The sequence below is a fragment of the Sphingobium sp. FG11 genome, from assembly GCF_057809915.1.
On record NZ_JBMDKW010000010.1, the window covers coordinates 1 to 24524 of the forward strand.

Below are 24524 nucleotides of genomic sequence, written 5' to 3' on the forward strand. Positions count from 1 at the left end.
CCCACCCGACCGCCCATCAGGATATTATGTCTGGGCGGTCGGGTGGGGGTGAGGGCCGGTGCGGTCTTCCGCGCATTTCCAAACAGACTCTCAGACGGCGGCGCGGTCGAGATAGGGAAGGCGCCGGGTGATATCGTCGGGCAGCAGGCCGATGATAGCCGTGCGCGCCCGATGCCAGAGCGCCGAGAGCAGCAGCAGCGACGATCCGATCACCAGCGCGGTGAAAGCGGCGGACAGTTCCACCGCCCCCGCCTGCTTGAATAGGGCGTAGAGCGCATACAGCACATAAGCGAGGCTGGACACGAGCAGCGCGCGCCGGTCGATCGCCAGGGCCACGACCCCAAAAACGATGTAGAGCGCAATCACGAGCAGCGCTTTCGCGACGCCGATCTCGCCACCGAACACCCCCAGCAGTTGAAACAGCGAATGCGCGATCATCGGCGCGGCGGTCAGATGGAGCCAGAAGGCGACATCGGAATTGCGGGTCGAACGGGCGCGATCCGACATGTCCCAACCCATGGCGAGCGCGAAGATCGCGATGCCGGCGACCAGCAGAAGCAGGAAGGGTGTGACGCTGTGCTCCGGCAAGGCCGCAAGGACCAGCCCTGCGACCACTCCGGCCCCGGCCGCCGCTCCCGCCGCCACCGTGATCGGCACCATGAAGCGCCGCCAGTGGATCAGCGCCGCGACGGCGGTGAGCAATGCGGCGCCCGACAGGATCAGCGCATCGCCTCGATCGCCGGTATGCGGAAAGACCTTGCTTGCCAGAGCGAAAAGCGCCGAGGCGACGCCGCCGATGAAACCCGCGAGCAGCAGGATGGACGGAAGGGCCATGCGCCGCCGACGCGTGAAATATTCGGCGAGTCCCCAACTGGACGCGGCGATGAGCACGCCCGGCGCGCCCGTCCCAAGGCCGTTGCCGAGCCAGCCGACCGCCACCAGCAGGATGATCGACGCGATGGCGACAAAAATATCGTTGAAGCCGGTGAGCAGGCGAAAATGTTCTTCATCAACCGCGGGACTGGCGCGCAATGTTGCGACATGGTTGCGTAGCGCCTGCGCTGCCTCGGAAGAAATGGCGCCCGCCGCTACGGCATCTTGCAGATCATCTTCGCTGTACATGATGCTGTTCCCCCGATGCCGTCAGACCGCCTTACTGTATTGCCCGATCAATACGGTCGAGTTTTGACTTTTTCAAGACCTCCGGGGATGTTAGCCGCGATGATCGATATTGCGGGAGTGGATTCATGACCTTGCCAGCACTGCTCGAAGGCCGACTGTCGCTGCCGTTGATCGGGTCGCCCATGTTCATCATTTCGCGGCCCGAACTGGTGATTGCCCAGTGCCGGGCTGGCATTGTCGGCGCATTTCCTTCGCTCAACGCGCGCCCGTCCGGCATGTTCGAGGCATGGCTTCAGGAAATCGGCGATGCCCTCACGCCAGCGGACGCGCCGTTTGCCGTGAACCTGATCGTTCACCGCAGCAATGCGCGGCTGGAGGAGGATCTGGAACTGTGCGTTCGCTACAAGGTGCCGATCGTCATCACCTCGCTCGGCGCGCGGGAGGATGTGAACGCCGCCGTCCACAGCTATGGTGGTATCGTCCTGCACGATGTCATCAATGACGGGTTTGCGCGCAAGGCGATCGCAAAGGGCGCCGACGGGCTGATCGCGGTCGCGGCCGGGGCGGGCGGGCATGCCGGGATATTGTCGCCCTTCGCACTGGTTCAGGAAATCCGCGCCTGGTTCGATGGCCCGCTGGCCCTATCGGGTGCGATAGCGTCGGGTCGATCCATCGCCGCCGCGCGAGCGATGGGCGCTGACTTAGCCTATATGGGGTCGCCCTTCATCGCAACGGAAGAGGCGAATGCGGAACCTGCCTATAAGCAGATGATCGTGGATAGTGGCGCGGCCGACATCGTCTATTCGGATCACTTCACAGGCGTTTCGGGCAATTATCTGCGCCCCAGCATCGTGGCGGCGGGGCTGGACCCCGATACACTGCCGGAAGCATCGGCGATGAATTTCGGGTCGCTGGGCGATGGCGCGAAAGCCTGGCGCGATGTGTGGGGCGCGGGGCAGGGGATCGGGGCGATCCATAAGGTGCAGCCGGCCGCCGCCTTCATTGCGCAGTTGCGAGAGGAATATGAGGCGGCGATCAGCGCGTTATGCCGGAGAGACGGGCCTACCTGATGCGTCGATGATCCGATCGGTCGCGCCGTTACAGGAAGGCACGCAGCTCGGCGAGAAACTGGTCGAACTGGTCGTGATGAAGCCAATGACCCGCATCCGCGAACTCCACCAGTCTGGCGTCAGAAAAATGCGCCATGCGACCGTCCTGCGCCGGGTTCGACGCCCAGCTGTTAAGGCCGATGCACAGGAGGGTCGGACAGCTGATTCGCCGCCAGAACTCCGGCAGTTCCTCATCCGTCCCGCCGAATATCGGCTGGCCGTGGAAATAGGGATCGAATTTCCAGCTATAGCTGCCATCCTCGTTCCGGTTGACGCCATGCGACGTCAGATGCAGCGCCTGCTCCAGCGACAGGTGATCGTTGCGCTCGCGCATGCGGGCGACGGCTGCCTCGATCGTGGGGTAGCAGCGCGGCACGCGCCGCGCGCTGGCGCGGCGAGCCTCGATCCAGGACCGCCACCGATCGGGCGCTTCGAATTGACTCGCCTCTTCCAGTCGTTTGGGAGATAGGCCAAGTCCTTCGATCGCAACGACTTTCGCGACATTTTCGGGAAACAGGGCGGCATAGCGCAAGGCGACTGCCCCGCCGAAGGAATGGCCCACGATGAGCACAGGCGAACGATCCACAAGGTCCACAAGCTGGGCCAGATCATAGACGCATTTGTCGATCGAATAGCCGCCGTCGGTCGACCAGTCGCTGTCCCCATGCCCGCGCAGGTCCGGCGCTATTACATGGAAATCTCCAGCGAGCGCGCGCGCCGTCCGGTCCCAGCTATGCGCATGGTCGAATCCGCCATGGGAAAGAATCAGCGTGGGCGCTGTCGGGTTGCCCCAGTCAAGATAATGAATCCGCGTCCGCAGCGAAGTGAAGAAATGCGAGGTCGGTGTCGGCGCGGGTGCGATGTCCATGCGGTCCTGCTGGTTAATGGCGAGAATCTAGTCTCACATTCGCGATATATACCGTCGTGACAAGAAGCTGTTTTAGCGACAAGGCGAATTGTCGCCAAATGGGCGATTGATGCCCTCAGGCGCTGTCGGACCTGATCGGATTCTGCGTCACCGGCTCCGACCGCACGCTTTGCCGCGCTCTGGAGAGCATGACGGACAGATCGGATTGTTTGAACGGCTTGTCGAGCCTCAGCCGATTCACCGCTTGCGGAGGCAGTTCGGCAAAGCCGGTGACGATGACGACGGGCATATCGGGCCATCGCTCCTCGATCATGTCGGCAAGCTGAGCGCCGGTCATGCCGGGCATCGCATGATCGGTGATGACGATGTCGAAATGACCTTGATCCAGCATATCCAGCGCCTGCCGGGCCGATCCCGCCTGAAATACCGTATGCCCCATATCCTCCAGCAGCCCGGCGGTGTTGGTCAGTACCAGATCGTCATCGTCCACTGCCAGGATGACCAGCGGATTTGTACCCGCATCGCATATTTCCAGCGCCTGTGCGCTGTCCCGCGATTCAATCATATGCGCTACCGGCAGACAGAGGGAGACGGTAGCGCCCTGACCGGGCGCGCTGGCGATATGGAGAGCGCCGCCGCACTGCTCGGCAAAGCCATGCACCATGGAAAGCCCAAGTCCCGTGCCCTTGCCGACGCCTTTGGTCGTGAAAAAGGGTTCGCGCGCACGGGCCAGCGTGTCGGCGTCCATCCCCAGTCCTTCATCGGAGACGGACAGCTGGATATAGCGGCCCTCGGCAAGTTTTAGCCCCATGCACTTTTCCGGCGCCAGCTCCACACCCTCGATCAGAATCTTGCCGCCGTCGGGCATGGCGTCGCGGGCGTTGACGGCCAGGTTGAGCAGCGCCAGTTCGAGCTGCGCCGGATCGGCATGAGCCGGGCTGAAACCGGCGGGGAAGCGAGTCTCGATCGCAATGCCCGTCCCCAGGGTCGCCTGAAGCAGATTCGCCATGTCCCGCACCAGCGCCACGCAATCGACGCTGGCAAGCTTGAGTTCCTGTTTGCGTGCGAAGGCAAGCATCCGCTGCGTCAGCGTCGCGCCGCGTTCGGCCGCCGTCATCGCATTGTCGAGATAGCGGGTGATGTCGGCGCCCGTAGTGAGTCGCTGGCGGGCAAGATCGATGCTGCCGACGATCACGGCCAGCAGATTGTTGAAATCATGCGCCACGCCCCCGGTCAGCTTGCCGATGGCGTCCATCTTCTGCGCCTGAAAGACCGCTTCGCGGGCTTCTTCGAGTGTCTGCTGGGTTTTCATCCGCTCGGTAAGGTCGCGCGTGACCTTGGCGAAACCGATAAGGGTTCCGATGGCATCGCGAACGGGATCGATCACGACATTGGCCCAGAAGCGGGTGCCATCCTTGCGGATGCGCCAGCCTTCCGCTTCGAACCGTCCTTCGCGTTCCGCTGTTTCGAGCGCGCGCGAAGGAATGCCCGCCAGCCTGTCCTTTTCGGAATAAAAGCGGGAGAAATTCTGCCCCAGTATCTCGTCGGACCTATATCCCTTGAACCGTTCAGCGCCTGCATTCCAACTGGTGATCGTGCCGACGGGATCGAGCATGTAAATGGCGTAATCGGTGACGCTCTGCACCAGCAGGCGAAACCGCTCTTCGCTGCGTCGAAGCGCCTCTTCCGCCTCGCGTCGCTCGGTGAGGTCGCGGGTGATCTTGGCGAAGCCGATCAGCCTGCCCTGCGGATCACGAATGGGATCAATGACGACATTGGCCCAGAAACGGCCGCCATCCTTGCGAATGCGCCAGCCTTCGGCCTCGAACCGATTTTCGGTTTCGGCGGTATGCAGCGCGATCGCGGGGATGCCGGCGGCCAGATCTTCCGGCGAATAGAAGCGCGAAAAATGCTGTCCTATGATTTCATCGGCTTCATAGCCCTTGAACCGGCGGGCGCCCGCATTCCAGCTCACGACGATTCCCATGGGATCGAGCATATAGATGGCGTAGTCGGTGACGCTTTGAACCAGCAGTTCAAAGCGATCGCTGCCCTGGGTCGAAACCGCTATTGTCATGAAATGTCTCGATCGCCCCGCTTGTTTGCCTAAGGCAAACGTCATGGCGTTGCAATCGTTCCCCTTTTAGGCGTCATGATCCATCGCGGCACAAATGACACTCTGATCGGCTCTGCTCTGCGAAGTAGACGCTGGCAGCCGGTTACCGCTACCTCATTCATCAGGCCGCCAGCGTGGCGTTGTCGATCACGAACCGATATTTGACGTCGCTTTTCTGCATCCGGTCATAGGCCCGCTCAATGCCCTCTGCGGACACCATCTCAATGTCGGCGATGATGCCCTTTTCCGCGCAGAAATCCAGCATCTCCTGCGTCTCGGTGATCCCGCCGATCAGCGATCCCGCGATCGATCTGCGGCCGAAGATCAGCACGCCGACCGATGGCGAGGGATGCGGATGTTCCGGCACGCCCACGACGCACAATGTCCCTTCGCGCTTGAGCAGCAGGGTGAAAGCGTCGAGATTGTGGCTGGCCGCCACGGTGTTCAGAATGAAGTCGAAGCTGCCTGCGTGCGCGCCCATCTGGTCTGCATCGCGCGAAACGACCACTTCGTCCGCACCCAGATCGAGCGCGTCCTGTCGTTTGCCTTCGGACGTGGTGAAGGCGACGACATGGGCGCCCAGCGCGTGAGCGAGCTTCACGCCCATATGACCAAGGCCTCCGATGCCGACGATCCCGACCTTCTTGCCCGGCCCGACATTCCAGTGGCGCAGCGGTGACCATGTTGTGATTCCGGCGCAGAGCAGCGGCGCGACCCCGGCCAGTTGATCCTCAGGGTGCCGGATTTTCAGCACAAATTTGTCGTTTACGACGATGCTTTGCGAGTAGCCGCCGAGCGTATGGCCGGGTGCATCGGGCGTCGGTCCGTTGTAGGTGCCTACAAAGCCGGTGCCGGTGCCGGTGCAATATTGCTCCAGCCCTTCCTCGCAGGACGGGCATTGCCGACAACTGTCGACCATACAGCCGACTCCGACGATGTCGCCCACATTGAAGTCGGTAACGTCCGGCCCAACTGCGGTGACATGGCCGACAATCTCGTGGCCCGGCACGCAGGGATACAGCGTGCCCTCCCATTCCGACCGCACCTGATGCAGATCGGAATGGCAGATGCCGCAATAGGCGATGGCGATCTGAACATCATGCGCGCCGACCGCGCGGCGCTCAATCTCCATCGACTCCAGAGGTTTGTCGGCGGCATGGGCACCGAAGGCCTTGACTGTCATGATGAACCCTTTTCGTGAAAATATGGAGCGCGACGCGGCGCGGGGATATGCCGGCCACCTGTCGGTTGTGACGTGGAGATAGGATGGGGGCGAGCGCGATCAACCAGGGTGCCGATTTTGCCTCGCCTGCCGCGGCCCATTGCCATCGCAGCGCCCCCCGCTATCTGTTCCCCATGTCCTCCCCCCAATCCCCCGACCGCTTCAATGAAGACAAGGCCAGCTATACCGTGCGCGGGCAGGGCGCGCCGGACATGGACGCCGGAGTAGAGGCGATCCGCAACACGCTCAAAACCCTGCCGACCCGTCCGGGCGTCTATCGCATGCAGGATGCGCGTGGGGATGTGCTTTATGTCGGCAAGGCGCGTGCCTTGCGCAATCGCGTCGCGAACTACACGCAGGTGGATCGCCTGCCTCGTCGTTTGCAACGGATGGTGGCGCAGACCCGGTCGATGACGATCGTGACCACCAACAGTGAGGCGGAAGCACTGTTGCTGGAGGCGCAGCTCATCAAGCGCTACCGCCCGCCTTATAACGTCCTGCTGCGCGACGATAAAAGCTTTCCGTTCATCCTGCTGCGCGAGGATCACGACTTTCCGCGCGTGCAGAAGCATCGCGGCGCGCGGAAGGCGAAGGGGCGCTATTATGGTCCGTTCGCCAGCGCAGGTTCGGTGACGCGCACGATCAACGCGCTCCAGAAGCTGTTCCTGCTGCGCAGTTGCACGGACAGTTTCTTCGCCAATCGCTCGCGCCCCTGCCTGCTCTATCAGATCAAGCGCTGCTCCGCGCCCTGCGTCGGCCGAATTGACGAGGCAGGCTATCGCGAACTCGTGCAGGACGCGCAGGATTTTCTCGGCGGTAAATCGACCAAGGTGCAGCAGAAGCTGGGCGCGGCGATGCAGGCGGCGTCCGACGCCATGGATTTCGAACAGGCGGCCGTGGTGCGCGACCGGCTGAAAGCGCTGACATTCATTCAGGGCAGCCAGGCGATCAATGCCGAAGGGCTGGGCGATGCAGACATATTTGCGCTGGCGACGCAGGGCGGCGCGATGTGCATCCAGGCCTTCTTCATTCGCGGTGGCCAGAATTGGGGCCATCGCAGCTTCTTCCCGGTCCACACTGCCGAAGTGGCCGAGGATGAGGTGCTGGCGAGTTTCATGGCGCAATTTTACGAGGAAGTGCCGCCCCCCCGGCTGATCCTGTCCGACCGCGCGCCCGCCGAATGCGAACTGATGGCGCAGGCCCTGACCGAGCGGATCGGCAGCCGTGTCAGGATAGAGGTGCCCCAGCGCGGCGATCGCACGCGCCTGATCCGGCAGGCGCAGCGCAATGCGGTGGAAGCGCTGGATCGCCGGCTGGCCGAGACGACGACGCAGGCAAAGGTGCTGGCCGAAATGGTGGATATTTTCGGCCTCGATGACGTGCCGGACCGGATCGAAATCTACGACAACAGCCATATTCAGGGCGCTCATGCGCTCGGGGCGATGGTGGTCGCCGGGCCGGAAGGGTTTCGCAAGAGCGCCTATCGCAAGTTCAACATGAAGAATCCCGAGATATCGAATGATGATTTCGCGATGATGCGCGAAATGTTCGAACGGCGCTTTGGTCGCGCGGCGAAAGAGGATCCTGATCGGGATGGTGGCGAATGGCCAGACCTGGTGCTGATCGACGGCGGCAAGGGTCAGCTATCGGCGGCGCGCACGATGCTGGAGGATATGGGCATTGAGGATGTTTGCATGATCGGCGTCGCCAAGGGGCCGCATCATGGCCGCGAGGGCCGGGAAGTGTTCCACCTGATGGACGGGCGCGAGATCATCCTGCCGCTCAACCATCCCGTGTTGTTCTACATGCAGCGGTTGCGGGACGAGGCGCATCGCTTCGCGATCGGCGCGCACCGGGCCAAGCGCAGGAAGGCAATCACGGTCAGTTCGCTCGATGAAGTGCCCGGCATCGGGCCGGCGCGCAAGAAGGCGCTGCTGATGCATTTCGGCACGGCGAAGGCGGTGAAAAGTGCGGCGCTGGAGGATTTGTTGCGGGCGCCCGGCGTGTCGAAGGCGGTGGCGCAGCAGGTCTATGATTATTTTCATGGATGAACGCTGGCTGGCGACAAGCGCGCGATTTATGCTGCATTTGCAAAATCGGTAAAAAGTCGCTATATGGGCTTTGCTGACGTCATTCATGACGATCTATGACTCTTCCAGGCGGCGAATTTGCGGCCGGAAGCCTTCTGCGAAGCAATAGCTTCCCGTCGATCATGGCTCTCCCCAAGGAATGCACCAGCGTCGCGCCGTCAATGGATGGCGCGTCCTACTCACAAGTCGCGGCATTGGCTGCAAGGATTACATGCAAATTTCTGATACTTCTTCTTCCAGACCTACACTTTCCGCCAGCTTTGGCCGCGCGTCGCGCGCCGTTGCGTCGCGTTCCCGTGTAAACGGAGCTTCCGACGGCATATTGTCTCATGCTGAGCTGAAACAGATTGTCGCCGACCTGCTCGGCTGAATAACCACAACCGGGCGGTGCGCATGCGCCGCCCGTTATTTCTTTTTTAAGCCCGAAGGAAATGCCCGATGAGCCGCGAAGTCCTGAAACCCTTTCTGATCAGCAAGGACGAGGAGGGCGGCTATCGCCTGACCGTGCGCGACACCCGCTATAATTCGCAGGGCTATCCGATCGTCACCGCGACCTTGCAGGACGAGAAATTCACGACGATGTCGGCCGCCAAAGCGTTTGCGCGCCAGCACTGGAACGCCGAATCAGGCCAATATTCCACGAAATAAGCTGGGTTTCGCGCCGAACGGCGTGACGACGGCCAGGGCTTGCGACTAAAGCCGGGGCATGGCCGCGCTCATCACATCCGCCATCGTCTGCGCCCTTCGCCATCATGGCGAACATGGCGCGGTCGCGCGATTGCTGACGCCCGCGCACGGTCTGGTCGCCGGTTATGTGCGCGGCGCGCGCTCCCGCGCGCTGCGGCCTGTGTTGCTGCCGGGCAATCAGGTGAAGGCGGAATTTCGCGCCCGCACCGATGAGCAACTCGCCAGCCTGACGGTAGAACTGAGCCATAGTCGGGCGCCTTTGCTGGCGGAACCCCTGCCGGCGGCGGCGATCGACTGGGCCTGCGCGCTGACGGCGGCGAGCCTGCCCGAAGGCGTGCCTTGTCCTGCGCAGTACGAGGCGCTTGACGGCCTGCTGAACGCTGTGGAGGCTGCGCCCGCCGCGCGTGGCTGGGCGGTGGCGCTGATCCGCTATGAATTGCTGTTGCTGGCCGAGCTTGGCTTCGGGCTGGACCTGACGCGCTGTGCCGCGACGGGCGCGACGACCGATCTCGCCTTCGTCAGTCCGCGCAGTGCCGCCGCGGTGAGCCTCTCCGCTGCCACCGGCTACGAAAAGCGGCTGCTTCGCCTTCCGCCGTTCCTACTCACCGGCGGGCTGGCCGAATGGAGCGACATCATCGACGGTCTGGCGCTGACCGGCTTTTTCCTGGAGCGCTCGCTGCTGGCCGACCGGCGCGCGGATATCTTCTCTGCGCGCGAGAGGCTGGTCGAGCGGCTTAAAAGAGCGGTTGCGTGATCGGCGGTAGCTTCATAAGGCGCGGCGACTGGATGTGAGGAGTGCTGGCATGTTGATCGCCCTGTTGCCCGGAGACGGTATCGGACCCGAGATCGTCGCGCAGGCGAAGCGGGTGCTCGATGCGCTGGCGATCGATGGCCTCACCTATGAGGATGGGCTGGTCGGCGGTGCGGCCTTTAAGGCGGTGGGTCATCCGCTGCCGCCCGAGACGCTGGAGCTGGCGAAGCGCGCCGACGCCATCCTGTTCGGCGCGGTCGGCGATCCTAGTTGCGACGCGCTGGAGCGGCATTTGCGGCCCGAACAGGCGATCCTTGGGCTGCGCAAGGAACTGGGGCTGTTTTCCAATCTCCGTCCGGCGAAGGTTTTTCCCGAACTGGCCGGCGAATCCGCGCTCAAGCCCGAAGTGGCGAGCGCGATCGATCTGCTGATCGTGCGCGAAACAAATGGTGACGTGTATTTCGGCGAGAAAGGCTTTCGCACCACCGCCGACGGCCTGCGCGAAGGCTATGACGTCATGTCCTATAATGAGGCCGAGGTGCGCCGGATCGCGCATAGCGGCTTCAAGGCGGCGCAGGCCCGCCGGGGCAAGCTCTGTTCGGTCGACAAGGCCAATGTGCTGGAAACCAGCCAGTTGTGGCGGGACGTGGTGATCGAGGTTTCGGCCGAATATCCCGATGTCGCGCTCAGCCATATGTATGTCGACAACGCCGCCATGCAGCTCGTGCGCAACCCCGGTCAGTTCGACGTGATCGTGACCGGCAACCTGTTTGGCGACATATTGTCCGATCAGGCGAGCATGTGCGTTGGCTCGATCGGCATGCTGGCGTCCGCCACGCTTAACGGCAGCGGGCAGGGTCTTTACGAGCCGATCCACGGTTCCGCCCCCGACATTGCCGGGCAGGGCAAGGCCAATCCGCTGGCGACGGTCCTGTCGGCTGCGATGATGCTGCGCTATTCGCTGGGGCTTGGCGCACAGGCGGATCGCATCGAGGCGGCGGTGAGCAAGGCGTTGGCCAACGGCGCGCGCAGCCCCGATCTGGGCGGCGCGATGACCACGGTCGAGATGGGCGACGCCGTGCTGGCGGTGCTTTGACCGGATGGATTGACCGGACGGCTATTGGCTGTCCCCACGGGATTTGAGGGCATTATGAAGCGCAAGAGCGGGCAGAACCCCGATATCACCCGCCACTGGAAGCCCGCGACGCTGGCGATCCGGGGCGGCACCGCGCGCAGCGAATGGGGCGAAACCTCCGAAGCGCTGTTCCTGACCAGCGGCTATAGCTACGACCGGGCGGAGGATGCGGCGGCGCGCTTTGCCGGCGATCAGCAGGGCATGACCTATTCACGCCTGCAAAATCCGACTGTCGAGATGCTGGAACAGCGGATCGCCTTGCTGGAGGGGGCGGAAGCCTGCCGCGCGACCGCGACGGGCATGGCCGCAATGACGGCGGCTTTGCTGTGCCAGCTATCGGCAGGCGACCATGTCGTCGCCGCCAAGGCGGCGTTCGGCTCGTGCCGCTGGTTGACCGATTCGCTGCTGCCGAAATTCGGGATCGAGACGACGACCGTGGACGGGCGCGATACCGGCGCCTGGGAGGCGGCGATCCGCCCCAATACCAAGGTTTTCTTCTTCGAGACGCCCGCCAATCCGACGATGGATATCGTCGATCTGGCAAAGGTGTGCGGCATCGCCAAGGCCCACGGTATCACCAGCGTCGTGGACAATGCGTTCGCGACGCCGGCGCTCCAGCGGCCGATGGATTATGGTGCGGATGTCGTCGCCTATAGCGCCACGAAGATGATGGACGGCCAGGGACGCGTGCTCGCGGGCGCCATTTGCGGGACCGAAGAATGGATTTTGGGCACATTGCTGCCCTTCCATCGCAACACCGGGCCGACCCTGTCGCCGTTCAACGCCTGGGTGGTGCTCAAGGGGCTGGAAACATTGGACCTGCGCATCCGGCGGCAGAGCGAAAATGCGCTCAAGGTCGCGGCGTTTCTCGAAGGATGCGTTGAAAAAGTCCTGTATCCGGGCCTTGAAAGCCATCCCCAGCATGGTCTGGCCATGTCGCAAATGACGATGGCCGGGCCGATATTCTCGCTCTATGTCGGCGGCGGCCGGGCGGAGGCGCATGGGCTGCTGAACGGGCTGGAACTGGTCGATATCAGTAACAATATCGGCGATTCGCGATCGTTGATGACCCATCCTGCATCGACCACCCATTATGGCATGGCGGAAGAGGCGCGGCTGGAAATCGGCGTGACCGAGGATATGCTGCGGCTGAATGTCGGCCTGGAGGATCCGGACGATGTGATCGCCGATCTCGACAGGGCGCTGGCATCGATAGGGCGTTGACGGATCGGCTCTGCCGGGCGCATCTCTCATGTCCATGAACGCCCTGTTTCCCTTCCATGCGACGACGCATGACATCACGGTGCACGTCGCCGTCACCTTCCTGCCCGAACAGTCGGAGCCGGATCGGGGACGCTGGTTCTGGGCCTACCATATCCGGATCGAAAATATCGGCAGCCAGCCGGTGCAATTGCTGACCCGGCACTGGATCATCACCGATGGGCGCGGCGCGCAGCATCGGGTTGATGGCGACGGGGTGGTGGGCGAGCAGCCGGTGGTGCAGCCGGGCAAAAGCTATGACTATGTGTCGGGCTGCCCGCTCAATACGCCGACGGGTTCGATGAAGGGGCGCTATCATATGCTGGGTGCCGATGGCGTCACGTTCGACGTGGCCATTCCTGGCTTTGCATTGGTCGCACCGGCGGTGGCGGAATGAAGCGCACCCATTTGCCGATGAACGGCCTGCGCGTGCTGGACGCGGCGGCGCGGCATCTGTCCTTCACGCGCGCGGCCGACGAACTGGCGGTGACTCCGGCGGCTGTGGGGCAGCAAATCCGCGCGCTGGAGGATATGCTGGGCGTCGTCCTGTTCCGCCGGACGCCCAAGGGGCTGGAACTGACGCCGGAGACGGAGGCGGGGCTGGATGCCCTGCGCGCCGGATTTTTGGAATTTGAGGAAGCCGTGCGCGCGATGCAGGCGGGACAGGCGAGTTCGGCGCTCACGATCGCCGCGCCGCGCGACATTACCGCCAAATGGCTTCAGGCGCGGCTCGCCGCTTATGCCGCGACCCAGCCCGACCTGCGGTTCCAACTGGTGGCGGCCGATGACGCGCTGGATTTCACCGAGGCGAATCTGGACCTCGCCTTGCGGCTGGCGGACTCTCACGGTGAGCATGAAGGCGTGGCGATCGGCGAAGCGACCTTCGTGACCGTCGAAGCTGTGGCGGGCGGACCCGCACACCGGATCGAATGGCCCGGTAGCCCCCATGGCGAGGAGCCGGTGACGATCCGCGTCGCGGATGCGGGCCTTGCGATCGAGGCAGCGGCGAACGGCTTTGGCTGGGCGAGCGTACCGTCGCTGCTGGCGCAGGCGGATATCTCCTCCGGGCGGGTACGGGTGGTCGGGGAAGCGTCGCGTTCCACGCTGTCCTATTGGCTGATCGCGCCGATGCCGCAATGGCGGCAGAAGAAGGTGAAGGCACTGGTCGAGGCGCTGACCGCCTAGGTCGAGCGCATTAGCGAGCCAGCAGGTTGAGCGCCCGCGTCATCAGCGCGACGAAGCGCGCCTCGTCCACCCGCGCGGCGGGATCGTTCCAGGCCGCACTGACCGCATAATATTGGCCGTCATGCGCGCGGGCGAGGAAGTTCATCGCGATGACGCCGGGTTCGCTGCCGCCCTTATAGCCGAGATAGGCCCAGCGTTTCGCGTCGGCGGCGGCGATGCCTGGTTCGATGGCAAGGATCGCGAGCGCCTCGCCGCCCTGCCTGCGCAAATGGTCGATCAGGCGAATCTCGTCCATGGGTGAGGCGAACCATTCGATCCGGTCGATCGCGGCGGGGGTTTCGGCGATGCTGCCGATGTCGATCATGCCGGGTTCGAGGCGCGCGGCATTATCACGCAGCAAGATGCGGCGTTCGGCCGGCGAGCTGCTCACATAACGGTCTCGCAGCGCTGCATTGGCCGGCATTTTCAGGGCGAAGGCTTCCGCCGTGGTGAGCAGGGGCAGCGTCTTGTCTGGATCGGCATGACCTGTCGCCCGGACCATGGCGTCGATTCTTTCCCGCCCTAGCGCAAGCAGCAGCGAGTCCGCCGCGCTATTGTCGCTTTCGGCGATCATCGCGGCGGCGAGGCTATGCAGCGTCATGGGCGCATTGTCGGGATAGCGCATCAGGCGGCCAGAAAAGCTCTTATGCGCGAGCGGAATAACGTCCGCCCAACGCCGCTCGCCCGCTGCAACGGCGCGGGCGGCTTCCGCCAATAGGATGAGCTTGAAGGAGGAGCCGGTCGCCATCTGTGCGTCGGGCGCGCGCGCTGCGATCAGTTGCGGCCCGGCATCGGTCAGTTTTGCCGCGGCGAAGGCGGTACGACCGGGAAGGGCCGCCAGGTCGCCCAAGACCTTCGCCATGCTGTCGTTCGTGCGGCCGACGCCGACGATGCGCAGGCCGATCACGAGATTTGGGGCGGCGGGAGCCACGACGAGCGTGAAGCCGACCACGGCCTTCTCATAGCGAATCTCGACCTGACCGGCGCTGGGACCATCCTGTCGAACCGACCCCAGGGCGACCGGCTTGCCATTGTGCTGGCGCAAATCGGCAGCGACGGCACGCCATTGCTCGGTAGAGACAGCCCTGAGGAACAGGTCTGAGAAAAAGTCCGTCTCGTCGCCCGGCGTGGACAGGATGCGGACGAGTTGGGCTGCGCGCGATTGGTACGCTGCGGTGGGTTGGGCGGTGGCAGGTGCAGCGAACAGGACGAGCGCCGCGAGAGACGCGATCAGCAACCATGCGACCGCGAAAGCAGGAAACCAGGATAATAGTGGGCGCGCGGGATCAGGCGACATATCAGATGGTCCTCCCCCTCACGCGTCGATCGCTTCCTCGTCCACGGCGGCGGCATTTTCCTGAATGAAAGCAAAGCGATGGGCCGGATTTGTGCCCATCAGCCGGTCGACCAGATCGCGCACCCCGGCGCGTTCCTCGACATCGGCGGGCAGGGTGATGCGGATCATGCTGCGGGTCTTGGGATCCATGGTGGTCTCGCGCAACTGCATCGGGTTCATTTCGCCAAGCCCCTTGAACCGGCTGACCTCTACCTTCTTGCCCTTGAACTCCTTCTTCATCAGCGCCTCGCGATGGGCGTCGTCGCGCGCATAGAGGCTCTTGCCGCCCGATACGATGCGATAGAGGGGCGGCTGGGCAAGGTAGAGATGGCCGCGCCGCACCAGTTCGGGCATTTCTTGGAAGAAGAAGGTCATCAGCAGAGTCGCGATATGCGCGCCATCGACATCGGCGTCAGTCATGATGACGATGCGCTCGTAACGCAGGCTGTCCGGGTTGCAATCCTTGCGCGTGCCGCAGCCGAGCGCCAGGATCATGTCGGCGATTTCCTGATTGGCCAAAATCTTGGCGTTGTTCGCCGATGCGACGTTTAGGATCTTGCCGCGCAGGGGCAAGATCGCCTGCGTCTTGCGGTCGCGCGCCTGCTTGGCGGAGCCGCCGGCCGAATCGCCCTCCACCAGAAAGATTTCAGTGCCTTCGGGATCGTCGGTGGAACAGTCGGTCAGCTTGCCGGGCAGGCGCAGCTTGCGCGCGCTGGTCGCGGTCTTGCGCTTGACCTCTTTCTCGGCCTTGCGCTTGAGCCGTTCGTCCATGCGATCGATGACATAGGCCAGCAGCGCCTTGCCGCGATCCATATGATCGGTCAGAAAATGATCGAAATGGTCGCGCACCGCATTTTCGACCAGTCGCGCGGCGTCCGGGGACGTTAGCCTATCCTTGGTCTGGCTTTGAAACTGGGGATCGCGGATGAATACTGACAGCATGATTTCCGATGACGTCATGATGTCGTCGGCGCTGATGTCCTTGCCCTTTTTCTGGCCCACCAGTTCGGCGAAGGCGCGGATGCCCTTGACCAGCGCGGCGCGCAGACCCGCTTCATGAGTGCCGCCATCGGGGGTCGGGATCGTGTTGCAATACCAGCTATAGCTGCCGTCCGACCAGAGCGGCCAGGCAACCGCCCATTCGACGCGGCCCGCCGTCCCTGGAAAATCCTGGTTGCCCGAGAAGAAAACGCTGGTCGCGCATTCGCGGGATCCCACCTGTTCCTTCAGATGATCGGCGAGACCGCCGGGAAACTGGAACATCGCCTCGGGCGGAATGTCGTCCGAAATCAGTTCGTGCGCGCATTTCCAACGGATTTCGACGCCGGCGAAGAGATAGGCTTTCGACCGGGCTAGGCGATAGAGGCGCGCTGGCTTGAACTTCTGTTCGCCGAAAATCTCGGTATCGGGGATGAACATGGTTGACGTGCCGCGCCGGTTGGGCGCCGCGCCGACCTTTTCGAGGCCACTGGTGGGCAGGCCCTGCGCGAAGCCCTGGCGGAACAGCTCTTTGTTGCGGGCGACTTCCACCACGGTCACACTCGACAGGGCGTTGACCACGCTGGCGCCGACGCCATGCAAGCCCCCCGAAGTGGCATAGGCCTTGTCGGTGAATTTACCCCCGGCATGGAGGGTGGTCATGATGACCTCCAGCGCCGATTTGCCCGGATATTTGGGATGCGGATCGACCGGGATGCCCCGGCCATTATCGGTGATGGTCAGGCGATTGCCCGGCTCCAGCGTGATTTCGATCCGGGTGGCGTGACCCGCCACCGCTTCGTCCATGCTGTTGTCGAGCACTTCGGACGCGAGATGGTGGAGGGCGCGCTCGTCAGTGCCGCCGATATACATGCCGGGGCGGCGGCGTACCGGCTCCAGCCCTTCCAGCACCTCAATCGAGGAGGCGTCATAGCCGGGTGAGGATGTGGGTTGTTTGGCGAACAGATCATCGGACATGGGACGAGGTATAAGGGCGGGGGTGGGTTGCGCAAGCGGGGCGTCCGACAATGCCTGGCAATGAAATGTAACACGGGCGGCGGAAACCAAAGTCAGGCGGAGCCGTTGGGGCGGACAGGGCGTATTGGCCCTAGGGCAGGAGAAAATTGCATGAAATTACTGGGGATTGCGCCGCTTGGCGCCACGGTCTCGCTCATTCTCGCGATGCCCGCAGTGGCGCAGACGGATGCCGGGGCGGTGAACTGGACTGGCCCATATGTGGGCGGGTCTCTGGGCTACACGTTCCAGAAAAAGGATGGTGGCGAACATCTGCGGTTCGACACCAATGGCGACGGCAATTATAATGATGTGGTGCGTACCGGCACCGGCGCCAACGCCTTTGATCGTGGCACATGCGGCGGCGCGGCTCGCGGCCCCAACCGGGCAGATGGTTGCGACGGTGACAAGGATGCGGTCAGCTGGATGGGGCATATCGGCTATGATATGCAGTTCGGCAGCATCGTGGCGGGCGTCGTGGCAGAAGGCGGTAAAGCCTATATCAGCGATAGCGTGAGTGAATTTTCGCGGACTCCGGCGAGTTACACCATGACGCGGCGGATCGACTGGAACGGTAATCTGCGCGCGCGATTGGGTTACACAACGCCCGGCGGGGTAATGCCATACATCACGGGCGGTCTTGCTTATGCGAAGGTGAAGAACAGCTTCAGTTCGATAGGCTCCGCGAATGGCTTTGCACCATCCGGCAGCAATGAGAACGCGTGGGGCTGGACAATGGGCGGCGGTGTAGAGGCGAAGGTCGCGCCCAATTTTTCGATCGGGGCGCGTTATCTTTGGACCCGCTATAAAACCAACGATTACAACGTGAATGTCACGGCCGGGTCGGCAACCTTACCCAATCCCTTTGTCAACTTCCCGACGCGGGATAGCACCGATATCGGGCGCGGCGACAAGTTCGACACGCAAAGCGTGATGGCGACGGCCAGCTTCCGCTTCTGAGCAGCGAAAATAGAAAAGGCCGGCACCTGTAGGGGAGCCGGCCTTTTTCCTTTGCGGAAAATGCGAGTATATTAGCGCACCCGTGGGCCACCGAACGGTAGCGGCGGGGGCGGGCGGCGCGTGCCACGCGGCAGTTGCGCCTGATAGGCGCGGCCGCAATGTTCGACGCAGTAGGGGAAGCCGGGGTTAACCTGTTCCCCGCAAAAATGAAAGTCAGGCTCGCCCGGATGGCCAAGTGGCCATTTGCAGATCCGCTCCGTCAGGTCGAGCAGGCTCGTCTTGCCGGCGATCTCGGCGCTTGGCTTGGCAGGGACAAGCCGGCGCGGCGGCGCGGGCGGGATCGGGGCCTGCTGATCGCCAGGGCCCTGACGCAGAAATCCGCCGGGGCCGACCGAAACGATGCGCGGCTGGGGCGCGGCAGGCGCTGGCGCCGCTTCGCCAGCAGGCGAGGTCGGCGCGGAGGGCGCCACCGGCGCGGCGGCGCGAACGGGTGCAGGCTCTGGCGCTGCGGCGGGGCGGGGGGCTTCCGGCTCGGGCGTCGCGCTGGCGGCGGCCTTGCGCGGCGGAGGCGCTTTCTTGGGCGCTTCATTCGCTTTCACCGGCGATGGGCGGGATTGCAGGTCCAGGCGATGCGCCTTGCCGATCACCGCGTTACGGCTGACGCCGCCAAGCTCTTCCGCGATCTGGCTCGCGGTCAGGCCCTTTTCCCACATCGCCTTGAGCTGGTCGATTCGCTCGTCGGTCCAGGACAATGAAAAACTCCTCAAAATCTCTTGATCGCGCCCTATATGGTGAGCGATCGCGCGCTTGCAAAGGCGCGAACAACGCCCTTGCGGCGCTCAACGCCACCCGATAGTCGATCCCGTCATGAACAACCAGCCGAAAATTGCAGACGCCGCCGCGATCCCGGCGCCCTTTCACGAGCCGGGCGAAAAGGTCATCCGCAACGTCAACTGGCCCGGAACCTACGCGCTGTACAAAAAGGAAGTGAGGCGCTTCATGAAGGTGCAGCTCCAGACGGTATGGGCGCCCGCGATCCAGACTCTGTTGTTCCTGGTGATCTTTTCGATCGCGCTGGGTGGCGGGAGCCGGACGGTGCTGGGCGTGCCTTTTACCGATTTCATCGCGCCGGGCCTGATCGTCGGTACCGGCATGTTGCAGGCGGCGTTCCAGAACAGCTCCTTCTCGCTGCTCGCCGGGAAGATGCAGGGGACTATCATCGATTATCTGATGCCCCCGATTTCCGCCGGCGAACTGTTGTTCGCGCTGGTCGCGGCATCGGTGACGCGGGCCTGCGTGGTGGGCATCGCGCTGTGGATCGCGATGGCGCTGTGGCCGGGCGTTCATGTGATGCCCATCCATCCCTGGGCGATCATGTGGTTCGGCATTGGCGGAGCGATGCTGATCTCCTTCATCGGCGTGCTGACGTCGATCTGGGCCGACAAGTTCGATCATGGGGCGGCGATCACCAATTTCGTGATCGCGCCGCTGTCTCTCTTGTCAGGCACTTTCTACGCGATCGACCGGCTGTCGCCCCTGTTCCGGACGTTGAGTCACGCCAACCCGTTTTTCTACATCATCTCGGGTTTTCGGTATGGCTTCCTGTCGCGCGCGGACAGCAATGTGCCGACCGGCGCGGTTGTGATTCTTGGACTGAACCTCTTGTTGGGGGCGGCATGCTATGTGGCGCTGCGCCGGGGATGGAAGATCAAGGCCTGATTTCGGCCAGCCTCAGGTAAAAGCAGCGAGCACCGGCACAACCAGCATCAGGAGCATCAGGAGCGCGAGGGCGATGGCCCAGTGGCCGGGTTGCGGCCAAACGCTCTCCTCGCGCGGCTTTATCCTCATCCGCCGATGCGCGTGAGGGCGAATCCGGCTTCTGTGACTTCGTGGACGGGATAGATGTTGCGCAAGTCGACGAGAATCGGCGATCGGACGGTGGCGGCGAGGCGCTTGAGGTCCAGGGCGCGGAAAATATCCCATTCGGTGACGAGCACGACGGCGTCGGCGCCCTGCGCGGCGGCATAGGCGTCGCTCGCCATGACGACGTTGGGCATCATCGGTGCGGCGACCTCCATGCCTTCGGGATCATAGGCGATGATCGTCGCGCCGGCATCTTCCAGCGCCTGAACGATGGCGAGGCTGGGCGCATCGCGCATGTCGTCGGTATTGGGCTTGAAGGTGAGGCCCAGCAGCGCGACCGTCTTGCCGCGCGCGTCGCCGCCCAGCGCCTTGACGATCTTGCGGCCCATGGCGCGCTTGCGCAGGTCGTTGACCTGCACCACCGTCTCGACGATGCGGATCGGCGTGTCATAATCCTGGCCGGTCTTGACCAGCGCCAGCGTATCCTTGGGAAAGCAGGAGCCGCCATAGCCTGGCCCTGCGTGCAGGAATTTGCTGCCGATGCGATTGTCGAGACCGATGCCGCGCGACACATCCTGCACTTCCGCGCCGACAGCTTCGCACAGGTCGGCCATTTCGTTGATGAAGGTGATCTTGGTCGCCAGGAACGCATTGGCGGCATATTTGATGAGTTCGGCCGTGCGCCGCCCGGTGAACATCAGCGGCGCTTTGTTCAGACTGAGCGGCCGGTAAATCTGGCGCATCACCCCGATCGCGCGCTCGTCGCCGGTGGTGCCCACCACGACCCGGTCGGGCCGCTTGAAATCACCGATCGCCGCGCCTTCGCGCAGAAATTCCGGGTTGGAGACGACCGCGATGTCGAGGTCGGGGCGCAGCTCGCGCGCGATCCGCTCGACCTCGTCGCCGGTGCCGACCGGCACGGTCGACTTGGTGACGATCACCGCCGGGCCATCGAGCGCCTCCACAATCTCGCGCGCGGCGGCGTAGACATAGGATAAGTCGGCATGGCCATCGCCCCGGCGCGAAGGCGTGCCGACCGCGATGAAGATCGCGTCCGCGCCTTTTACGCCTTGCTTGAGGCCGGTCGTGAAAGTCAGTCGCCCCGCCGTCGCGTTGGAGCCGACGAGTTGATCCAGGCCCGGCTCGAAGATCGGCATCCGTCCCGCCTCGATCGCTGCGATCTTGCCGGCATCCTTGTCCACGCACACCACATCATGACCGAAATCGGCAAAACAGGCCCCCGACACAAGGCCCACATAGCCCGTGCCGATCATCGTGATTTTCATAAGGATTCTGGCTCCGCCAACAAAATCTTTATCCGGCTCTAATCACAGGCAACGAAGAATTCAATTCGTTGCGTTGCAGCATCATTTGATCGGTGTTCAGCCGCTGTATACTATTTTCTGCCAGATGAGGGGCCATTGCACAGATAGGGAGTGGCTAATGAAAGTTGCGCTGGTTTTCGGCACCCGGCCGGAGGCGATCAAGCTGTTTCCGGTGATCCACGCGCTGCGGGCGCGGGCCGATATCGAAACACGGGTGATCGTGACGGCGCAGCATCGCGGCTTGCTGGACCAGGTTCTGGAGATTGCGGGCGTCACTCCGGATATCGATCTGGATGTCATGACCCCCAATCAGACGCTGGACGGGCTGACGGCCACGCTGATCGTGGCATTGGGCAAAGCGTTCGATGCCGAGCAGCCGGACCGCGTGGTCGTGCATGGCGATACGCTGACGACGATGGTGGCGAGCCTTGCCGCTTACTACCGCAAGATCCCGGTCGCCCATGTCGAAGCCGGCCTGCGCAGCGGCGATATTCATCATCCCTGGCCCGAGGAGGTTAATCGCCGCGTCGTCGCCTGTATCGCGGACATGAACTTCGCGCCGACGCAGGCGGCCGCCGATGCGCTGCTGAAAGAGAATAGGGACACGGCGGGCATATATGTGACGGGCAATACGGTGATCGATGCGCTGTTGGCAACGCGCGAGCGGGTGCTGGCGGACCCGGCGCTCGCAGGCGGACTGGACGATCTCGCCTCGCGTTTCTCTGGCAAACGGATCATCGCTGTCACCAGCCATCGACGCGAGAATTTCGGCGGCGGGATGGAGGCGATCGCCCGGTCGATCGCCGATATCGCGGCGCGACCCGATGTTGCCGTGATCTTTCCGGTGCATCCCAATCCCAATGTCCGTCCGGTTATGGATGCGGTGCTTGGCAACCTTTCCAATGTCGCGATGATCGAGCCGCTCGACTATCCGCATTTCGTCCGGCTGCTCGACATGAGCCATCTGGTGCTGACCGACAGCGGTGGCGTGCAGGAAGAAGCGCCTTCGCTCGGTAAGCCGGTGCTGGTGATGCGCGAGACGACCGAGCGGCCCGAAGGGATCGAGGCGGGAACGGCGAAGCTGGTCGGCACGGATCGCGATGTGATCGTGCGCGAAGTGCTGGCGCTGCTGGACGACGAGGATGCCTATGGGGCGATGGCGCGAGCGCACAACCCATTCGGTGACGGGCAGGCGGCGGAGCGGATCGCGGCGGTCATTGCCGCCGGCTGAACGGCCCGTATCCGACTCAATCTGGCGAAGCCATTACCGAAATCTTCAGCATTTTCGGGCAGCACGGCGGGCGATCCATCGCCTCAAAGGACTTCGCTGCCCATGCCCGTCGATACCCATCAGAAGGTTTCCGTCATCGGCCTTGGCTATATCGGCCTGCCGACCGCGGCGCTGATCGCACGCGGTGGCGCGCAGGTGGTGGGCGTCGATGTGAGCGCCCATGTCGTCGAAACTGTCAATTCGGGCCGGGTCCATATCGAGGAAGTCGATCTCGACGGGCTGGTGCAGGGTGTGGTGGCGCGCGGCAAGTTGCGCGCCAGTCTGGAGGTCGAGGAAAGCGATGTGTTCATCATCGCCGTGCCGACCCCGGTTGCGGAGGATCGCGCGCCCGACATCAGCTATGTCCTGAAGGCCGCGCGCACAGTCGCGCCCGTATTGAAGGCGGGTGACACCGTCATCCTGGAATCCACCTCGCCTGTCGGCACGACCGAAGCGATGCGCGATGTGATCGGCGCGATGCGGCCAGACCTCAAAATGCCGGGTAAGGGCGTGCAGGGCGATATCGCCATCGCCTATTGCCCTGAGCGCGTGCTGCCGGGCCGCATCCTCGTTGAACTGATCGACAACGACCGCTGCATCGGCGGGATCACGCCGCGTTGTGCGCGCAAGGCGTTGGGATTTTACCGCCAGTTCGTGCGCGGGGCGTGCATCACCACGACGGCGCGGGCGGCGGAAATGGTGAAGCTGGTGGAGAATAGTTTTCGTGACGTGAACATCGCCTTTGCCAATGAATTATCGGTCATCGCGGAGAATATGGATATTGATGTGTGGGAGGTGATCCGGCTCGCCAACCGGCATCCGCGAGTCAATATCCTGTCGCCCGGCCCCGGCGTCGGTGGCCATTGCATCGCGGTCGATCCGTGGTTCATCGTCCATGGCGACCCCGAAAACGCCCGGATCATCCGCACCGCGCGCGAGGTGAATGACGGCAAGACCGATTATGTCGTGGCGAAAGCATCGGATATGATCGATGCGTTCGCCGGTGAGAGCGTCGCCTGCCTCGGCCTCGCTTTCAAAGCCAATATCGATGATTTCCGCGAAAGCCCGGCAGTCAAGGTCGCGGCGCGGCTGGCGCGGCGTTATGGCCGCAGGATCAGGATCGTCGAACCCTATGCGCAAGACCTGCCGATGGAGTTTGCGGGGACGGGCGCTGAGCTGATCGATCTCGATACGGCACTGGAACAATGCGGCGTTTTCGTCATTCTTGTCGATCATGACATGTTCAAATCGGTTCCCGTCGACGAGCGCGCCGGCAAAGCGGTGTATGATACGCGGGGTATCTGGCCCGATCAGCCGCGCAGGCTGGCGGCGCCGGAACCCACTCGCGCCGCGCTCTGATCGTCCACGCCCGCGCGCAGCCCGTCCGGCGCGCGGTTGCCAAGCTTTGGCGGCATCGCTACGCCCCGCCGCTGAAGATGGCTTTATCGGCCGTCATCCGCTCCGCGCGGGGAAGGGCCGGGAATGACGGGCAGCTTCGGATCCTATCTGGCGGGCATGGCGATGCTGGCCGCGCTCGCGGGCTGTTCCACGACGGGCGACGCGCCTAAGGGGAGCGCCGCCTATGCGGTGATTCCGCCCCCCGCTGCTGTCGGCGCCGACTATCCTATTGCCGCCGACGATGTGCTGCGCATTCAGGTCTATCATGAGCCGGGCCTTTCGCTGGAGGACGCGCGCGTGACGGCGGCCGGCGCGGTGCGCATGCCGTTGATCGGGGATGTACCGGTAGCGGGTCTTTCGGCGGAGGAAGCGGCCGATGTGATTGCGGGGCGGCTGGGTCAGCGCTATCTCATTTCGCCGCAGGTGACGATTTTCGTGAAAGAGGCGGTGGCGCGACGGATCACCGTGGATGGTGAAGTGCGCGAGCCGGGCTTGTTCCCGATCGCGGGGCGGATCACATTGTTGCAGGCGGTGGCCATGGCGAAGGGGCCGACGCGCCTCGCCAGCCTGGTCCAGATCGTCGTCGTGCGCGAGGGCGAGAACGGGCGACAGGCCGCCATGTTCGATCTGTCGGCGATCCGCAAAGGCGCAGCGACCGATCCGGAAATACGCCCCGGCGATATCGTGATCGTGGGGCTTTCGCGGGCAAAAGCGATTCTGGGCGGGGCATTGCTGGCGGTTCCCGCGCTGGCGACCGGGTTCATCGCGCTGGACGGGAAGCATTGATGGGCAGGTC

General features: G+C 63.5%; 22 protein-coding genes. 14 read left to right on the top strand and 8 right to left on the bottom strand.

Features of this window, described 5'->3' with window-relative positions; translation table 11 throughout:
• Nucleotides 1-90 precede the first annotated feature (90 nt).
• On the bottom strand, nucleotides 91-1122 hold the full coding sequence (locus ACODSN_RS10185; RefSeq protein WP_489055093.1) for a hypothetical protein: 1032 nt from the start codon (nucleotides 1120-1122) through the stop codon (nucleotides 91-93).
• 125 nt (nucleotides 1123-1247) lie between these two features.
• Between ACODSN_RS10185 and ACODSN_RS10190 the strand changes: the two genes are divergently transcribed.
• Nucleotides 1248-2192 (top strand): NAD(P)H-dependent flavin oxidoreductase, encoded by a 945-nt coding sequence (locus ACODSN_RS10190; RefSeq protein WP_489055094.1) that lies wholly within the window; start codon nucleotides 1248-1250, stop codon nucleotides 2190-2192.
• A 28-nt stretch (nucleotides 2193-2220) separates the two neighbouring features.
• Here the strand turns inward: ACODSN_RS10190 and ACODSN_RS10195 are convergent, their stop codons facing one another.
• The 3 genes from ACODSN_RS10195 to ACODSN_RS10205 form a co-directional block, all read right to left on the bottom strand.
• Nucleotides 2221-3099 (bottom strand): alpha/beta fold hydrolase, encoded by an 879-nt coding sequence (locus tag ACODSN_RS10195; protein ID WP_489055095.1) that lies wholly within the window; start codon nucleotides 3097-3099, stop codon nucleotides 2221-2223.
• Nucleotides 3100-3214: 115 nt separating this feature from the next.
• Nucleotides 3215-5176: a hybrid sensor histidine kinase/response regulator gene (locus ACODSN_RS10200; RefSeq protein ID WP_489055096.1), complete on the bottom strand. Its 1962-nt coding sequence runs from the start codon at nucleotides 5174-5176 to the stop codon at nucleotides 3215-3217.
• 160 nt (nucleotides 5177-5336) lie between these two features.
• Nucleotides 5337-6398, bottom strand: coding sequence for an NAD(P)-dependent alcohol dehydrogenase (locus ACODSN_RS10205; protein ID WP_489055097.1), 1062 nt, complete (start codon nucleotides 6396-6398; stop codon nucleotides 5337-5339).
• A gap of 173 nt (nucleotides 6399-6571) precedes the next feature.
• Between ACODSN_RS10205 and uvrC the strand changes: the two genes are divergently transcribed.
• The 8 genes from uvrC (at nucleotide 6572) to ACODSN_RS10245 (ending at nucleotide 13545) form a co-directional block, all read left to right on the top strand.
• Entirely contained in the window at nucleotides 6572-8488 is a 1917-nt protein-coding gene (uvrC, locus tag ACODSN_RS10210; RefSeq protein ID WP_489055243.1) for an excinuclease ABC subunit UvrC, read from the top strand.
• Nucleotides 8489-8738: 250 nt separating this feature from the next.
• A complete protein-coding gene (locus tag ACODSN_RS10215) occupies nucleotides 8739-8897 on the top strand; it encodes a hypothetical protein (RefSeq protein ID WP_489055098.1) in 159 nt (52 codons plus the stop codon).
• 68 nt (nucleotides 8898-8965) lie between these two features.
• Nucleotides 8966-9175, top strand: a complete 210-nt coding sequence (locus ACODSN_RS10220) for a hypothetical protein (protein ID WP_489055099.1) — start codon at nucleotides 8966-8968, stop codon at nucleotides 9173-9175.
• Nucleotides 9176-9233: 58 nt separating this feature from the next.
• Complete coding sequence (recO, locus tag ACODSN_RS10225) at nucleotides 9234-9968, top strand: DNA repair protein RecO (protein WP_489055100.1); 735 nt, start codon at nucleotides 9234-9236, stop codon at nucleotides 9966-9968.
• Between the two features lie 49 nt (nucleotides 9969-10017).
• Nucleotides 10018-11061 (top strand): 3-isopropylmalate dehydrogenase, encoded by a 1044-nt coding sequence (leuB, locus tag ACODSN_RS10230; RefSeq protein ID WP_489055101.1) that lies wholly within the window; start codon nucleotides 10018-10020, stop codon nucleotides 11059-11061.
• A gap of 54 nt (nucleotides 11062-11115) precedes the next feature.
• Complete coding sequence (locus ACODSN_RS10235; RefSeq protein WP_489055102.1) at nucleotides 11116-12324, top strand: trans-sulfuration enzyme family protein; 1209 nt, start codon at nucleotides 11116-11118, stop codon at nucleotides 12322-12324.
• A gap of 34 nt (nucleotides 12325-12358) precedes the next feature.
• Complete coding sequence (gene apaG / locus ACODSN_RS10240) at nucleotides 12359-12757, top strand: Co2+/Mg2+ efflux protein ApaG (RefSeq protein ID WP_489055244.1); 399 nt, start codon at nucleotides 12359-12361, stop codon at nucleotides 12755-12757.
• A complete protein-coding gene (locus tag ACODSN_RS10245) occupies nucleotides 12754-13545 on the top strand; it encodes a LysR family transcriptional regulator (protein ID WP_489055103.1) in 792 nt (263 codons plus the stop codon). Before apaG ends, ACODSN_RS10245 begins: the two co-directional genes overlap by 4 nt.
• Before the next feature lie 10 nt (nucleotides 13546-13555).
• Here the strand turns inward: ACODSN_RS10245 and ACODSN_RS10250 are convergent, their stop codons facing one another.
• Together ACODSN_RS10250 and parE are read right to left on the bottom strand one after the other, a co-directional pair.
• Nucleotides 13556-14881, bottom strand: coding sequence for a serine hydrolase (locus ACODSN_RS10250; protein ID WP_489055104.1), 1326 nt, complete (start codon nucleotides 14879-14881; stop codon nucleotides 13556-13558).
• Between the two features lie 18 nt (nucleotides 14882-14899).
• Nucleotides 14900-16876: a DNA topoisomerase IV subunit B gene (parE, locus tag ACODSN_RS10255; RefSeq protein WP_489055105.1), complete on the bottom strand. Its 1977-nt coding sequence runs from the start codon at nucleotides 16874-16876 to the stop codon at nucleotides 14900-14902.
• A 150-nt stretch (nucleotides 16877-17026) separates the two neighbouring features.
• Here parE and ACODSN_RS10260 point away from each other — a divergent pair, with 150 nt between their 5' ends.
• Entirely contained in the window at nucleotides 17027-17872 is an 846-nt protein-coding gene (locus tag ACODSN_RS10260) for an outer membrane protein (RefSeq protein ID WP_489055106.1), read from the top strand.
• Nucleotides 17873-17943: 71 nt separating this feature from the next.
• Here the strand turns inward: ACODSN_RS10260 and ACODSN_RS10265 are convergent, their stop codons facing one another.
• Nucleotides 17944-18624, bottom strand: coding sequence for a GcrA family cell cycle regulator (locus tag ACODSN_RS10265; protein WP_489055107.1), 681 nt, complete (start codon nucleotides 18622-18624; stop codon nucleotides 17944-17946).
• A gap of 115 nt (nucleotides 18625-18739) precedes the next feature.
• On the opposite strand from ACODSN_RS10265, the gene ACODSN_RS10270 reads away from it, so the two are divergent.
• Nucleotides 18740-19591, top strand: a complete 852-nt coding sequence (locus tag ACODSN_RS10270) for an ABC transporter permease (RefSeq protein ID WP_489055108.1) — start codon at nucleotides 18740-18742, stop codon at nucleotides 19589-19591.
• Between the two features lie 125 nt (nucleotides 19592-19716).
• On the opposite strand, the gene ACODSN_RS10275 is transcribed toward ACODSN_RS10270, so the two are convergent.
• Complete coding sequence (locus tag ACODSN_RS10275; protein WP_489055109.1) at nucleotides 19717-21021, bottom strand: UDP-glucose dehydrogenase family protein; 1305 nt, start codon at nucleotides 21019-21021, stop codon at nucleotides 19717-19719.
• 157 nt (nucleotides 21022-21178) lie between these two features.
• On the opposite strand from ACODSN_RS10275, the gene wecB reads away from it, so the two are divergent.
• The 3 genes from wecB (at nucleotide 21179) to ACODSN_RS10290 (ending at nucleotide 24514) form a co-directional block, all read left to right on the top strand.
• On the top strand, nucleotides 21179-22291 hold the full coding sequence (wecB, locus tag ACODSN_RS10280) for a non-hydrolyzing UDP-N-acetylglucosamine 2-epimerase (protein ID WP_489055110.1): 1113 nt from the start codon (nucleotides 21179-21181) through the stop codon (nucleotides 22289-22291).
• A 102-nt stretch (nucleotides 22292-22393) separates the two neighbouring features.
• Nucleotides 22394-23689, top strand: coding sequence for a UDP-N-acetyl-D-mannosamine dehydrogenase (wecC, locus tag ACODSN_RS10285; RefSeq protein ID WP_489055111.1), 1296 nt, complete (start codon nucleotides 22394-22396; stop codon nucleotides 23687-23689).
• A gap of 156 nt (nucleotides 23690-23845) precedes the next feature.
• Entirely contained in the window at nucleotides 23846-24514 is a 669-nt protein-coding gene (locus ACODSN_RS10290) for a polysaccharide biosynthesis/export family protein (protein WP_489055246.1), read from the top strand.
• The last annotated feature ends 10 nt before the right edge of the window (nucleotides 24515-24524 follow it).